At 65.9% G+C, this 14,182-nt stretch carries 11 protein-coding genes; 6 read left to right on the top strand and 5 right to left on the bottom strand.

Going from position 1 to position 14,182, the window contains the following annotated elements; all coding sequences use genetic code 11:
- Nucleotides 1-106: 106 nt before the first annotated feature.
- Complete coding sequence (gene hslO / locus B3P22_RS18255) at nucleotides 107-994, bottom strand: Hsp33 family molecular chaperone HslO (protein WP_197858094.1); 888 nt, start codon at nucleotides 992-994, stop codon at nucleotides 107-109.
- Between the two features lie 212 nt (nucleotides 995-1,206).
- Between hslO and B3P22_RS18250 the strand changes: the two genes are divergently transcribed.
- Complete coding sequence (locus B3P22_RS18250) at nucleotides 1,207-2,001, top strand: phosphatase PAP2 family protein (RefSeq protein WP_296271954.1); 795 nt, start codon at nucleotides 1,207-1,209, stop codon at nucleotides 1,999-2,001.
- Nucleotides 2,002-2,356: 355 nt separating this feature from the next.
- On the opposite strand, the gene B3P22_RS18245 is transcribed toward B3P22_RS18250, so the two are convergent.
- Nucleotides 2,357-2,785, bottom strand: a complete 429-nt coding sequence (locus B3P22_RS18245; RefSeq protein ID WP_275545609.1) for an RNA-binding S4 domain-containing protein — start codon at nucleotides 2,783-2,785, stop codon at nucleotides 2,357-2,359.
- Nucleotides 2,786-2,931: 146 nt separating this feature from the next.
- Here B3P22_RS18245 and B3P22_RS18240 point away from each other — a divergent pair, with 146 nt between their 5' ends.
- Genes B3P22_RS18240 through B3P22_RS18230 form a run of 3 tightly spaced genes read left to right on the top strand, consistent with a single transcriptional unit; the run spans nucleotide 2,932 to nucleotide 5,164 of the window.
- Nucleotides 2,932-3,369: an ATP-dependent zinc protease gene (locus B3P22_RS18240; RefSeq protein ID WP_197858122.1), complete on the top strand. Its 438-nt coding sequence runs from the start codon at nucleotides 2,932-2,934 to the stop codon at nucleotides 3,367-3,369.
- Complete coding sequence (gene rimK / locus B3P22_RS18235; protein ID WP_197858097.1) at nucleotides 3,366-4,271, top strand: 30S ribosomal protein S6--L-glutamate ligase; 906 nt, start codon at nucleotides 3,366-3,368, stop codon at nucleotides 4,269-4,271. Before B3P22_RS18240 ends, rimK begins: the two co-directional genes overlap by 4 nt.
- Nucleotides 4,268-5,164, top strand: a complete 897-nt coding sequence (locus tag B3P22_RS18230; protein ID WP_296271953.1) for a S66 peptidase family protein — start codon at nucleotides 4,268-4,270, stop codon at nucleotides 5,162-5,164. Before rimK ends, B3P22_RS18230 begins: the two co-directional genes overlap by 4 nt.
- 6 nt (nucleotides 5,165-5,170) lie before the next feature.
- Here the strand turns inward: B3P22_RS18230 and B3P22_RS18225 are convergent, their stop codons facing one another.
- The 3 genes from B3P22_RS18225 to ompR form a co-directional block, all read right to left on the bottom strand.
- On the bottom strand, nucleotides 5,171-8,935 hold the full coding sequence (locus B3P22_RS18225; RefSeq protein WP_296271952.1) for an EAL domain-containing protein: 3,765 nt from the start codon (nucleotides 8,933-8,935) through the stop codon (nucleotides 5,171-5,173).
- Nucleotides 8,936-9,031: 96 nt separating this feature from the next.
- Nucleotides 9,032-10,348 carry an ATP-binding protein gene (locus B3P22_RS18220; RefSeq protein ID WP_275545613.1) on the bottom strand — a complete coding sequence of 439 codons (1,317 nt, stop codon included), beginning with the start codon at nucleotides 10,346-10,348 and terminating at the stop codon, nucleotides 9,032-9,034.
- A gap of 76 nt (nucleotides 10,349-10,424) precedes the next feature.
- A complete protein-coding gene (ompR, locus tag B3P22_RS18215; RefSeq protein WP_296271951.1) occupies nucleotides 10,425-11,165 on the bottom strand; it encodes a two-component system response regulator OmpR in 741 nt (246 codons plus the stop codon).
- A 201-nt stretch (nucleotides 11,166-11,366) separates the two neighbouring features.
- On the opposite strand from ompR, the gene B3P22_RS18210 reads away from it, so the two are divergent.
- Nucleotides 11,367-13,694 (top strand): Tex family protein, encoded by a 2,328-nt coding sequence (locus tag B3P22_RS18210; RefSeq protein ID WP_296271950.1) that lies wholly within the window; start codon nucleotides 11,367-11,369, stop codon nucleotides 13,692-13,694.
- Nucleotides 13,691-14,077, top strand: coding sequence for a PaaI family thioesterase (locus B3P22_RS18205; protein WP_296271949.1), 387 nt, complete (start codon nucleotides 13,691-13,693; stop codon nucleotides 14,075-14,077). Before B3P22_RS18210 ends, B3P22_RS18205 begins: the two co-directional genes overlap by 4 nt.
- Nucleotides 14,078-14,182: the final 105 nt, after the last annotated feature.

The following is a 14,182-nucleotide window of genomic DNA, read 5'->3' as shown; positions in this document are numbered from 1 at the left end:
GGGCAACTGCACTACACGGTAAAAAAGTCGCGGGAGTATGCCAGAAAAGCGAACTGCTTGGCAGCCTCCGCTCCGATAGAGAACGGCTATCGATCAGAAAAGTTCATCAATGGCGGGTCTGCGACGGCGCTTCGCTACCGGCACCGGCGAACAGCTGAGCGATATCGGCGGCGTCGAAGGCATAGCGCTCGTTGCAGAACTGGCAATCGATCACCACGCTGCCGCCCTGCTCGGCCAGCAGCAGTTCGGCATCGGCCTGGCCGAGGCTGGCCAGGGCACTGGCGGAGCGCTCGCGCGAACAGCTGCAGCGGAACTGCAGCGGCTGCTCATCGAACAGGCGAACGTTTTCTTCGTGGTAAAGACGATGCAGCAGGGTCGGGTTGTCCAGACCGAGCAGTTCTTCGGCGGTCAGGGTGTCGGCCAGGGTCAGCACATGGTTCCAGCTCTCGGCACGCTCCTCGGCCTCGGTCTGGTGATGCGCCGGCAGCTGTTGCAGCAGCAGGCCACGGGCGCGCTGGCCGTCAGCCTTGAGCCAGAAGCGGGTCGGCAGTTGCTCGGAGCTGGCGAAGTAGTTGGACAGGCACTCGGCCAGGTCCACACCCTCCAGGTCGACGATGCCCTGGTAACGCTGACCGTGGGTCGGGTCGATGGTGATGGCCAGCACGCCATTGGGCATCAGGCTTTGCAGGTCGGCATCGGCGCCGATCTGTTCGGCCTCGTAGCGGGCGATGCCGCGCAGCTCGCGGGCGCTGGAGCACTCCACCATCAGCAGCGAAAGCGGGCCTTCAGCGCGGGCCTGCAGCACCAGCAGGCCGTCGAACTTCAGCGTACCGACCAGCAACGCGGCGGCAGCCATCATCTCGCCCAGCAGTTGCGCCACCGGCTGCGGGTAGGCGTGCTTGGCCAGCACATGGGCATAGCTCTCGCGTAGCGCGACCATCTCCCCACGCACATCGGTGTCGTCGAACAGGAAACGTTGACTGAAGTCGTTCATAGCGGCTGGCCCAGGGTCTGAAAGGCTGGCGATTTTATGCACAAATGCCGACACAACCAAGGCCCGAACGTCATGTGATGTGGCTCTCGTGACCAATCCCGCCCCCTGAACCTCGACTGAACGATTGCGCTACTGCCCTTGTACTGGCGTCAGCCCTGCCTATCATCCGCGCGCCTGAGTACGCCTGTTACATATCTGCAAAGGGACATCCCATGTCGAGCACGTTCATCAATCGCCACTGGCATCCCCGCGCCATGCTGGTCTGCCATATCGTGGCCCTCGTGCTGCTCGCCAGCTGGTTGTGGCAGCCCACGCGCGAGCTGTGGAACGGCTTCGACCTGTGGCTGTTCAAGCTGCTCAACGACCCGGTACATGCTGGCGGCCTGTGGGCGCATATCTGGGCCATCGGCAGCATGCGCCCGGTCGACGCCGGGGTCGGCGTGGTGATGCTGGCAGTGATGCTCAAGGCCGACCTGATCTTCACCGGTGTCCAGGTGCGCCGCGCGCTGTTTGCCTTCCTCGTCGCTCTGACGGTGATGCTGCTGATGCGCGTGCTGTTCGCCGACCTGGTCGAATACATGGGCTGGCAGCACGCCAGCCCGTCGCTGGTGGTGGACGGCAGTGCGCGTCTGACGGAAATGTTCCCGGCCTGGGAAGAACGTTGGGACCTGAAGGACAGCGCCAGCCGCAGCTTCCCCGGCGATCACGCTTCGGTGCTGCTGATCTGGACCTATTTCATGAGTTTCTTCGCCCGCGGCTGGCGTCTGGCGCTGGTCTGGGCCATTAGCGTGATCGGCATTCTCCCGCGCCTGGTGGCCGGTGCCCATTGGGGAGCGGACGCCTTCGTCGGTGGCGTGCTCCTCAGCCTGCTGGCCCTGGCCTGGAGCTGCTACACCCCGCTGGGTTATCACGCCAGCGAATGGCTGGAGAAAATTACCCTGCCGATCACCTCACGCCTGGCCAAGCTGCCGCTGCTGGGCCGCATGAGCATCGTCAGCGGGCACTGAGGGTCTGGCCTCACTGCCACCCTGGGTCGTCCGGGTGGTAGTGGGCGATGCGACTACGGGCCTCGGCCCAGCGCCTACCTGTGGGAGCGGGCTTGTCCGCGAAGCTTTCCGGTAGCACCACCATTGCCCCGGTCGACGCCCATGCTGCGTTGACGCTGCTTTTCAGCACAGCCTGAGACAACCGCGCCGCCATATTCGCGGACAAGTCCGCCCCCACAAGAGCCCGCTATCCTGGTAGCCCCCACTACTGATTCGGTCGATGGGCATGCTGCGTTGAAGCCGCTCTTCAGCACAGCCTTACAACCGCGCAACCATACTCGCGGGCAAGTCCGCTCCCACAGCTTTTCCAATGCTGCTATTCCTCGTCGGCCCAGGGATGGCGCATGCCACCCTCCTGATGCTCGTTGAACTGGTGGATCTGCCGGCGCTGCTTCTTGCTCGGCCGGCCATCGGTCTGTACGCCCATAGCGCCGGCCTTGCGCATCGCTGCAGCCTGTTCGCGGCGGGCGATGCTCTCTTCGGTTTCGCGATACAGCAATTGCGCCTCGGGCGCGCCGCGGCGCACGCTGGAGAGCGCCAGCACGACCACCGTGCGTTCATCGAAGCCGGTGCGCAGTACATACTCGTCGCCGACCTTCGGCTCCTTGCCCGGCTTGCAGCGGTCGCCGCGGTGATGCACCTTGCCACCTTCTATAGCGGCTTTGGCCAGGGCTCGGGTCTTGTAGAAGCGCGCCGCCCACAGCCATTTGTCCAGGCGTACCTTGTCGTCGTCTTTTTCGCTCATCTCACACTCTGAAGGGGTTGGGCATTCGCACGCAGGGCGGATGCAGTTGTCACACGACACAACTAGAATGCGCGGAATCATAGGCGTTGTACGCCGCAGGGGACACTCTCACCTTGAAGACCTTCGACCAGCTCAGCGTGATCGGCCTGCGTGAGTGGATCAATCTGCCCGAGCTCGGCATCATCGGCCTGCGCGCCAAGATCGACACCGGCGCCAGTACCTCCAGCCTGCACGCCAGCGATATCCAGCCATTCCAGCGTGACGGCGAGGACTGGGTGCGCTTCACCGCCTACCTCGGCACCCAGGTGCAGCGCCGTCATCGCTGCGAGGCGCCGCTGGTGTCGGTCAAGCGTATCAAGAGCTCCAACGGCCAGGCGCAGAGCCGCTATGTGATCCGTACTAACCTGGCCCTGGGCGATCGCCTGTGGCCGGTGGAATTCACCCTGGCCTGTCGCAAGACCATGCGTTATCGCGTATTACTCGGTTCCAAGGCGCTGATCACCGGCCAATTGGTGGTCAATCCTGCGCTCAGCTACGTGCAGGACAAACCCTCACTCTCCTCTGCCCTTCCAGGTGCCCAATGAAGATCGCCGTGCTGTCGCGCAACCCGCGTCTGTATTCCACCCGCCGCCTGGTAGAGGCCGGGCAGCAGCGGGGCCATGAAATGGTGGTGATCGACACCCTGCGCGCCTATATGAACATCGCCAGTCACAAGCCACAGATCCACTACCGCGGCCAGCCGCTGGAGGGTTTCGATGCGGTGATTCCGCGCATCGGCGCCTCGGTGACCTTCTATGGCTGCGCGGTGTTGCGCCAGTTCGAGATGATGGGCGTCTACCCGCTCAACGAGTCGGTGGCCATCAGCCGCTCGCGCGACAAGCTGCGCGCCCTGCAGCTGCTGTCGCGCAAGGGCATCGGCCTGCCGGTGACCGGCTTCGCCCACTCCCCCGACGACATTCCCGACCTGATTCAGATGGTCGGTGGCGCGCCGTTGGTGATCAAGGTGCTGGAAGGCACCCAGGGCATGGGCGTGGTGCTGGCCGAGACGACCAAGGCGGCCGAGTCGGTGATCGAGGCCTTCCTCGGCCTCAAGCAGGACATCATGGTCCAGGAATACATCCAGGAGGCCGGCGGTGCCGACATCCGCTGCTTCGTGGTCGGCGACAAGGTGATCGCCGCGATGAAGCGCCAGGCCAAGGCCGGCGAATTTCGCTCCAATCTGCACCGCGGCGGCAGCGCCAGCCTGATCAAGATCACCCCGGAAGAACGCATGACCGCGGTGCGCGCGGCCAAGGTGATGGGCCTGAACGTCGCCGGGGTCGACATCCTGCGCTCCAACCACGGGCCGCTGGTGATGGAGGTCAATTCCTCGCCGGGCCTGGAAGGCATCGAGACCACCACCGCCAAGGACGTCGCCGGCATGATCATCCAGCATCTGGAAAAACACGCCGAGCCCGGCCAGACCCGCACCAAGGGCCGCGGATGAACCGAACGTTCGCCGGCCGCCTGGCGCTGATCGCCCCCGCGGCGGCCGTTGCCGAAGACGTACTGGAAGCGACCCTGGCACAGCTCGACGTGCTGGGCGTGCGCTACCACCTGGGCCGGCATGTGCACGCCCGCCACCGCTACCTCGCCGGTACGCCGGAGCAGCGCCTGGAGGATCTGCACCAGGCCTTCACCCTGCCCGATATTGCCGCCGTCTGGTGCCTGCGTGGCGGTTACGGCTGCGCGCAACTGGTGGCGGAAATCGATTGGGCGCTGCTGCGCCAGGCCAGTTCGCGCCCGCTGATCGGCTTCTCCGATCTGTCGATCCTGCTCGAAGCCTTCGCCCAGCAGGGCTTGCCGGCGATTCATGGCCCGGTGGCCACGGCGCTCGGCCATCAGATGCTGTCGGTGCCCACCGGCCAGCGTGAACGGCTGGCCTCGATGCAGGCGCTATGGAGCATGCTCGAGGGCGAACATCGACAGCTGCCGCTGCGTCATATCAGCGGCCCGCGCCATGCCATCGCAGGCACCCTGCAGGGCGGCAACCTCACGGCCCTGGCCAGCGCCTGCGGCACAGGCGCCGAAATGCGTCTGGCCGAAGATTCGATCCTGATCCTGGAAGACGTCGGCGAGCCTTACTACCGCCTGGAGCGCAGCTTCTGGCAACTGCTGCACAGCTTCGCCGGGAGAAAGCCGCGCGCGGTGTGCCTGGGCAGCTTCACCGACTGCCCACGGCGCGGGGTGCATCACAGCCTGGAGCAGATCATCGGCGAATACGTGGCACCGCTGGGCGTGCCGCTGTATGGCGACCTGCCCAGCGGCCATGGCGACAGCAATTTCCCCTGGCCCTACGGCCAGCAGGCGCGGCTCGGCGACAACAGCCTGAGCTGGTAGCGCAGCTCAGCGCGGGCGCGCCTGCATCCAGGCGAGAAACTCGGCCTCCTTCATCGGCCGGCCGAACAGATAGCCCTGGCCCATCGCGCAACCCTGCTCACGCAGAAATGCCAGCTGGCTGTCCTGCTCGATGCCTTCGGCCACGCATTCCAGATCCAGGTTGCGTGCGATCATCAGGATGGTCTGCACCAGCATGCGCCCGCTCGCTGCACCGTCCAGATCGGCGACGAAACTGCGGTCGATCTTCAGCCGGTCCAGCGGCAGACGCTTGAGGTAGGTGAGCGACGAGTAACCGGTGCCGAAGTCGTCGATGGCGAAGCGCACGCCCTGCGCCTTGAGTCGCTGCATGTTGCCGATGCAGCGTTCGACGTCTTCGAGCAGCACGCCCTCGGTGATTTCCAACTCCAGAGCATGCGCCGGTACCCCGTGATCACGCAGGCACTGCTCGACCCGCTCGACGCAGCCGGCCTGGCGCAGCTCGCGCGGGCTGAGGTTGACCGCCAGCACCAGCTGCGGCCACTGCGCCTGCCAGCGCGCCAGGGCCGCGCAGGCCTGCTCCAGCACCCACCGGCCGATGTCCTGGATCAGCCCGGTTTCCTCCGCCAGCGGGATGAACTGATCCGGCGCGATCTCGCCGCGCTCAGGGTGCATCCAGCGCAGCAGCACCTCGGCACCGGCCAGCGAGTCATCGGCCAGCATCAACTGCGGCTGGAACACCAGCTGCAACTGCTGGCGGGCGATGGCCTGGCGCAGTTCGCCCTGCAACTGCAGCCGCTGGTCGATGGCAGCCTGCATCTCCGGCGCGAAGAAATGCAGGGCGTTGCGCCCGGCGTGCTTGGCCCGATACATGGCAGTGTCAGCCTGCTTGAGAATGTCCGAGGCATGTTGCAGCCCCATCGGATGCAGGGCGATGCCGATGCTGGCGCTGATCGCCAGCTCATGCCCGTCAATCAGGCAACTGCCCTGCAGCCCGCGCAACAGCTTCTCCCCCACTGCGGCAGCATGCTCGGCCACCGCCTGTGCCTCGCTGCCCAGGGCTTCGAGCAGCACCACGAACTCGTCTCCGCCCAGCCGCGCCAGGGTGTCCTCGGTGCGCAGCTCGCGGGCCAGGCGCGTGGTCACTTCCACCAGCAGAGCATCGCCGACCAGATGGCCGAGGCTGTCGTTGACCGTCTTGAAATGATCCAGGTCGATGAACAGCAGCGCGCCCAGGCTGCCCTCGCGATTCTCCCGGTCCATGGCGTGTTGCAGACGATCGAGCAGCAGACGGCGATTGGGCAGACCGGTCAGCTCGTCGCTGTAGGCCAGGCGCTCGATCTCGCGCTGGTAGCGCTGGCGCTCGGAAATATCGGTGACGCTGGCGCGGATCAACAATCCCTCGCCCGGCATGCGCACCAGACGCACCTCGCACGGCAGCTGGCGCCCGGCACTGTCGCGGTGCGTCCACTCGAACACCGGCGCCTCACCGGCCACGGCCTGGCGCATGAACGCCTTACCGGCACGGGAGGACAGGCGGCCATCAGCCTGGCGCAACGGGCTGATGCTCTGGATCGACCGGCCGAGCAGCTCTTCGCGGCGATAACGGAACAGCCGCAGCGCGTTCTCGTTGCACTCGACGATGCCGCCATCGGGGTTGAACAACAGAATCGCCTCGGGCGCATGCTCGACCAGGGTGCGATAGCGCGCCTCGGCCTGGTGACGTGCGCTGATGTCCTCGACCAGCAGCAGGAATACGCTCTGCCGCCCACTGCCACCGCGCACCGCACGCAGGCTGACGCGGGTGAACACCACCTGGCCGTCGGCGCGCAGGAAGCGCTTGTCCATCTCGAAACCTTCGCTGTTGCCCAGCAGTACCTGTTCGACACTGGCCTGCTCGGCCGGCAGATCGTCCGGGTGCGAGAGTTGCTGCCAGCTGCTGGCCAGCACTTCATCGCGGCTGCGCCCAAGAATGCTGCACAGTTTCTGGTTGATCTCTTCCCAGCCGAAACTCTGACTGGTCAGTGCCATGCCGATCAGCGGCGCCTCGAAGAACAGACGCAGGCGCTCGTCGCGCTCGCGCAGCTGCGACTCGGTGCGCTTGCGCTCGCTGATGTCCTGCACCACGCCGTAGATGCGCATCAGGCTGCCATCCTCATCGCGCTCGGCCATGCCGCGCACGCGTACCAGGCGCCCGCCGAGGCGCGCTGCAAGATGCAGTTCGAGGTCGATCTCGTCGAGCCCGCCCAGCGCAGCCTGCAGGGTCTGCATTATCAGCGCCTGGCTCGGCGTGTCGAAGTAGTGCAGCGCCTGCTCGAAACGGGGTGGCCCCAGGTGGATGTCACGCTCGACGATGCGGTAGCAGCCATCACTCCAGAACATGCTGTAGTCGCCGACTTCGAGCACCCAGCCACCGAGGTTGGCGATGTCTTCGGTCTGGCTGAACAGGTGACTCTGGCGCAGCAGCTGCGAGCGTTGCTGCTCGACCTTGGCTGCCAGCTCCACGCGCTCGGTGACATCGTGCTGCAGGCCGACGAAATGACTGATGCCTTGCTCGTCGCGCATCGGCGCCAGTACCACCTCGTTCCAGAACGGTCGGCCGTCCTTGCGATAGTTGCGCACCACGGCATGGCCGCTGCGGCCGTCGCGCAGGGCGGCGCGCAAGGGTTGCAGCTCCAGCTGGGTGCGATCCTTGCCGAGCAGGAAACGGCAATTGCGCCCCAGCACCTCTTCGGCGTGATAACCGGTTATCTGGCTGAACGCGGCATTGCAGTAGACCAGCGGCAGATCGGCCTGGCGCGCGTCGGCGATGGTCACGCCCAGCGGGCTGGCCTCCATCGCCAGATTGGCCCGGGCCAGTTGCTCCTGCATCTGCGCGCTGCGCGCCAGCGCCTGGCGCAGGTCACTGAGCGCACGCCCCACCACCAGCGTGGCGCCCATCAGCAGCAGAACGACGAAATGCAGCTGATCGCGCTGCAGATCCAACTCGGTGAAACTTGAACTGCCGCGCCAGAGCGGTAATGGCAGGGTGACAACGAACACCAGCAGCACGCCGTACAACGCCCCTGCGAAAGCGTGACGCAATGCCAGTACCAGCGTACAGAGCCCCAGCAGCGGCAAGGCGAGTTGGGCCGGCAGGCTGGCACCGAGCAGCATCAACAGCAGAAATACGCCCAACGCCAGCGGCCAGCCACCGGGCCAGCGGCTGACCGGCAGCGCAGGAGCGGTGACGTGGCTTCGCTCGCGCAGCCAGCCGCGACTGCGTAGCAGCGGCGTGCCGAAGGTCAACAAGGGGGCCGTCAGCGCCAGCAGGTTGATGGTGTCGCTCAACCACACCGTCAGGCTCGCCCGTGCCCACTGATCGCCGGCCTGAAAGCCGGTAAGCCAGAGGTTGCTCTGCAGCCAGAGGGCCACCAGGGTGGCCGGCATCAGCACGGCGAAGGCGAGGAATCGCAGCACATCGCTCAGGCGCCCCAGGGACGGGTCGAACGACTGGCGCCGCAACAACCACCATCCCAGGGCCACCGCGGCGGTTTCCGGCAGCGCATAGAGCGGCGCCCACTGCCAGGGCAGGTCCCAAAGCGGCACGCTGAGCAGGGCGTTGAGGTAAAGCGCCAGCAGCACGCGCGGGCCCCACCACAGGCAGAATGCAAGGCCGAGTACCATAGGCAGGTAGCACAGCGCTATCCCATCGTTCAGACGGGTCGCCAGGGAAATCCAGGTTGCCAGGTGGAGGATCGGCAGCGGTAGCCACCAGGTCCAGCTGGGCAAGCGGTCGGGGAAGGCGGCGGGCATGCAGGCCTCGAAGTGATGCGCTGGCACAGCATAGCCCAGCGCCAAAGCGCTTGGCAGCATATTGCCAGCACTTGGGCGCCGCGAGTGGACGGCCGGTTACACCGCGTCGCGCGGCAACAACAGCCCCAGCGGCAACCGCACCCGCGCCTCCAGGCCGCCGCCACTGCGGTTGCGCAGCTCGACGCTGCCGCCGTGTAGCGCCGCGATACGCTTGACGATGGCCAGGCCCAGGCCGGTGCCGCGCCCGCCACGGGCACGATCACCGCGAATGAAGGGATTGAAGATGCTGTCCAGCTCGGCCGGATCGATACCATTGCCACGGTCCAGCACGCTCAATACCACATAGGGCGCGCTGTGATCGCCGGCCAGGCTGGCGACCACCTCGACGGCATCACCACCGCCATGGTTGAGCGCGTTCTCCACCAGGTTGGTAAGCAGGCGCTTGGTCGATACCCGGCGCAGCGGAAACGGTGGAATGGCTTCAAGGCACAGGCGCACGCGCTCGCCGCCCTGGTTGTAGGGCGCCAGGGTTTCGCGCACCAGCTCGGGGAAGTCGGCCTCCTCCACCGGCTCGTCGCGGCCGTCGCGGATGAAGGCGAGGAACTGATCGAGGATGGCGTCCATGTCCTCAATATCGCGCACCATGTCCTCGGTCAGCTCGGAATCGTTGTCCATGAACTCCAGTGCCAGACGCAGGCGCGTCAGCGGCGTGCGCAGATCATGGGAGACGCCGGCCAGCATCAGCTCGCGCTCGCGGCCGGCCTGCTCGACGTCCTCGGCCATCTGATTGAAGGCGCGGTACACCTCGGTCATTTCACTCGGCGTATCGCTCACCGGCAGGCGCACGCTGCGCCCCTGGCCAAGCTGGCGGGCGGCGAAGACCAAACGTTTGAGCGGCGCATTGAGCTGACGCACGAAGATCCAAGCCGCGGCAGTGGACAGCAGGCCAATGCCGAGGAACCAGCCGAGCACGCTCCAGATCCGCTGGCCACGCAGCGGGTGCGGGTACATCGGCACCCGCACCCAGCCGTCGCCAAGGCTCGGCGCATGCACCCAGAGCGCCGGCGGAGTGGTCGCTCGCACGTGGGTTTCGGTATCCGGGCCGAGCTCGGTCTGCATCTGCCGCTGGAAGATTTCGCTGTAGGGCCAGTGCTGCTCGCTGGCCGGCACTTTGTCGCGCGGGATGCGCTTGAGCCCGGCGGCCTGGGCGATATGGTCGCGGTCATCGGGGTTGGCCGCCCAGTAGGCCCGCAAGGTAAGCGCCGCACCGTGGCTGTACTGGCGGTCGACCAGCACGTCCTCGTTCATCATCAGGTACACCAGCGTCAGTGCCTTGGAGAACAGCACGACGACGAGCACAAGCCAGAGGGTGCGGGCGAAGAAGCTTTGCGGGAACCAGTAAGGGGCTTTCATCAGCGCAGAACCGTAGGAGCGAGCTCTGCTCGCGAAAACGTGGCTTCAATTCGCGAGCAGAGCTCGCTCCTACGCGTCACTTGTTGCCGTCAGGAACGAAGACGTAACCAACGCCCCAGACGGTCTGGATATAGCGCGGCTTGGACGGGTCCGGCTCGATCAGGCGGCGCAGGCGGCTGATCTGTACGTCGATGGAGCGCTCCAGCGCATCCCACTCGCGGCCACGGGCCAGGTTCATCAGTTTGTCGCGGGTCAGCGGCTCCCGCGCATGCTGCACCAGGGCCTTGAGCACGGCGAACTCGCCGGTGGTGAGCATGTGCACTTCCTCGCCCTTCCTCAGTTCGCGCGTGGCCAAGGACAGCTCGTAGTCGCCGAAGCTGACGCTTTCATCCTCGGCGCCCGGCGCACCCGGCACCACCGGCGCCTGGCGGCGCAGTACGGCCTTGATGCGGGCGAGCAGCTCGCGCGGGTTGAAAGGCTTGGCCAGGTAATCGTCGGCGCCTATCTCCAGGCCCTGAATGCGGCTGGACTCATCGCCCTTGGCGGTGAGCATGATGATCGGGATCTGGTTGTTCGATTCACGCAGGCGGCGGCAGGCGGACAGGCCGTCTTCGCCAGGCAGCATCAGGTCGAGCACAACCAGATTGAACAGCTCGCGGGCCAGCAGACGGTCCATCTGCTCGACGTTCTCCACCGCACGCACCCGGTAGCCCTGCTCATCGAAGAAGCGCTCGAGCAGGCGGCGCAGACGGGCGTCGTCATCGACGATGAGAATCTTCTCGCCTTCGGCGGCGGCAGGGGCGGCGGACTGGGTCATGGCGTCTCCTTGGACAGCCGTACTGTGGACGGCAAGTGGCGGCATTATCGCTCAGGCGCACCGGTGGGCGCTTTAGCCATTGTTAGCAGATTTTTCCCCAACGGTGCCCAGTACTTATGAATGCGGTGTTTATAATGCGCCGCTTTCGTATCTGGCCGGCATCTTTACGGCCGCCCTGTCGCTTCAGTGGGTAGTTTTCATATGGACAGCATCAACAATCGCATCGCCGATGAACTGGGCGTGCGCCCGCAACAGGTTGCCGCCGCCGTGGCCCTGCTCGACGAAGGTTCCACCGTGCCCTTCATCGCCCGTTACCGCAAAGAAGTGACCGGCAGCCTCGACGATACCCAGCTGCGCCACCTGGAAGAGCGCCTGCGCTACCTGCGCGAGCTGGACGAGCGCCGCGTGGCGATCCTCGCCAGCATCGAGGAGCAGGGCAAGCTCACCCCCGAGCTCAAGCGCGAGATCGACCTGGCCGACACCAAGACGCGACTCGAAGACTTGTATTTGCCGTACAAGCAGAAGCGCCGCACCAAGGGTCAGATCGCCCTCGAAGCTGGCCTCGGCGAGCTGGCCGATGCGCTGTTCGCCGACCCGAGCCTGACGCCGGAACAGGAAGCCGAGCGCTTCATCGATGCCGAGAAAGGCTTCGCCGATACCAAGGCCGTGCTCGAAGGCGCCAAGTACATCCTCATGGAGCGCTTCGCCGAAGACGCCGCGCTGCTCGACAAGCTGCGCAGCTTCCTCAAGGACAACGCCACCCTCAGCGCCCGCCTGGTGCCGGGCAAAGAAAACGAAGGCGTCAAGTTCAGCGACTACTTCGAGCATGACGAAGCACTTAAGGGCGTGCCGTCGCACCGTGCACTGGCGATCTTCCGTGGGCGTAACGAGGGCATCCTCAGCGCCAGCCTGAAGGTCGGCGAAGAACTGCCCGGCACCCTGCACCCGTGCGAGGTGATGATCGGCGAGCGCTTCGGTATCAGCGCGCAAGGCCGCGCCGCCGACAAGTGGCTGGCCGAAGTAGTGCGCTGGACCTGGAAGGTCAAGCTGTACAACCACCTGGAAACCGACCTGCTCGGCGAGCTGCGCGAGAAGGCCGAGGACGAGGCGATCAGCGTGTTCGCCCGCAACCTGCACGACCTGCTGCTGGCCGCCCCGGCCGGCCCGCGCGCCACCCTGGCACTGGACCCGGGTCTGCGCACCGGCTGCAAGGTGGCGGTGGTCGATGCCACCGGCAAGGTGCTGGAAACCGCCACTGTTTATCCGCACGCCCCGCGCAACGACTGGGACGGCACCCTGGCGATCCTCGCCAAGCTGTGCGCCAAGCATGGCGTCGACCTGATCTCCATCGGCAACGGCACCGCCAGCCGCGAGACCGACAAACTGGCCGCCGAGCTGATCAAGAAAGTGCCGGGCCTCAAGCTGACCAAGGTGATGGTCTCCGAGGCCGGCGCCTCGGTGTACTCGGCCTCGGAACTGGCCGCACGCGAATTCCCAGACCTGGACGTTTCGCTGCGTGGTGCGGTGTCCATCGCCCGCCGCCTGCAGGATCCGCTGGCCGAGCTGGTGAAGATCGATCCGAAATCCATCGGCGTCGGCCAGTACCAGCACGACGTGTCGCAGCTCAAGCTGGCGCGCAGCCTGGACGCCGTGGTCGAGGACTGCGTGAACGCCGTCGGCGTGGATGTGAACACCGCCTCCGCGGCCCTGCTGGCACGCATCTCCGGCCTCAACGCGACCCTGGCGCAGAACATCGTCCAGTACCGCGACGCCAACGGCGCCTTCGCCTCGCGCGCAGCGCTGAAGAAAGTGCCGCGCCTGGGCGAGAAGACCTTCGAGCAGGCCGCCGGCTTCTTGCGCGTGATGAGCGGCGACAACCCGCTCGACGCTTCCGCGGTGCACCCGGAAACCTACCCGCTGGTCGAGCGCATCGCCCAGGACACCGGCCGCGACATTCGCTCGCTGATCGGCGACTCGGGCTTCCTCAAGCGCCTGGACCCGGCCAAGTTCACCGACGAGCGCTTCGGCCTGGTGACCGTCGGCGACATCCTCAAGGAACTGGACAAGCCCGGCCGCGACCCGCGCCCGGAGTTCAAGACCGCCGAATTCCAGGAAGGCGTGGAAACCCTCAACGACCTCAAGCTGGGCATGGTCCTCGAAGGCGTGGTGACCAACGTCACCAACTTCGGCGCCTTCGTCGACATCGGTGTGCACCAGGACGGCCTGGTGCACATCAGCGCGCTGTCGGAGAAGTTCATCAAGGACCCGCACGAGGCGGTCAAGGCCGGCGACGTGGTCAAGGTCAAGGTGATGGAAGTGGACATCCCGCGTAACCGCATCGCCCTGTCCATGCGCATGGGCGACACCCCCGGCGAGAAAGTCGAGGGCGCACGCGGTGGGCAACGCGGCAACGGCAACCGCGGCGGCAATACGCCGCGCAGCGAGCGCCACTCCAGCCAGGACAAGCCGGCTCCCGCCACCGGCGGCATGGCCGCCCTGTTCGCCAACGCCAAGCAGTTGAAGAAATGAGTACGGAAGGCAACGTCGGCGCCAGCAGCGCCTTTTCCCGCCTGCTCGGCCTGGAGATCCTCCAGGTCGGCGGTGGCGAGGCGCGCGTGCGCCTGACCCTCACCGACGAGCTGCGCAACCTGCACGGCAAGCTGCATGGCGGCGCGCTGTTCTCGCTGATCGACACCGCCATGGGCCAGGCCAGCCACAGCCTGGGCGATGGCGGCCCGAGCAGCGTGACCCTGGAGTGCAAAATCAACTACATCCGCCCGGTGTCCGAGGGCAACGTGCTGTGCCACGCCAAAGTGCTGCATGCCGGGCGTCGTACCCAGGTGGTCGAAGCCGAAGTGCTGCAGGGCGACAAGCTGGTCGCCAAGGCACAAGGCACCTTCGCCTGCATATAAGCAGCGGCAAGCTGCACGCCATAAGCTGTCGGGAAATGCCCACGCGCCCTTACTTGTGGCTTGCAGCTTGAAGCTTGCTGCTGCAGTCCTCATATTGTGGCGACT

This window comes from Pseudomonas sp. UBA6323 (assembly GCF_002439135.1).
Classification (GTDB): domain Bacteria; phylum Pseudomonadota; class Gammaproteobacteria; order Pseudomonadales; family Pseudomonadaceae; genus Aquipseudomonas.
This window is presented reverse-complemented; position numbering and strand designations above follow the sequence as displayed.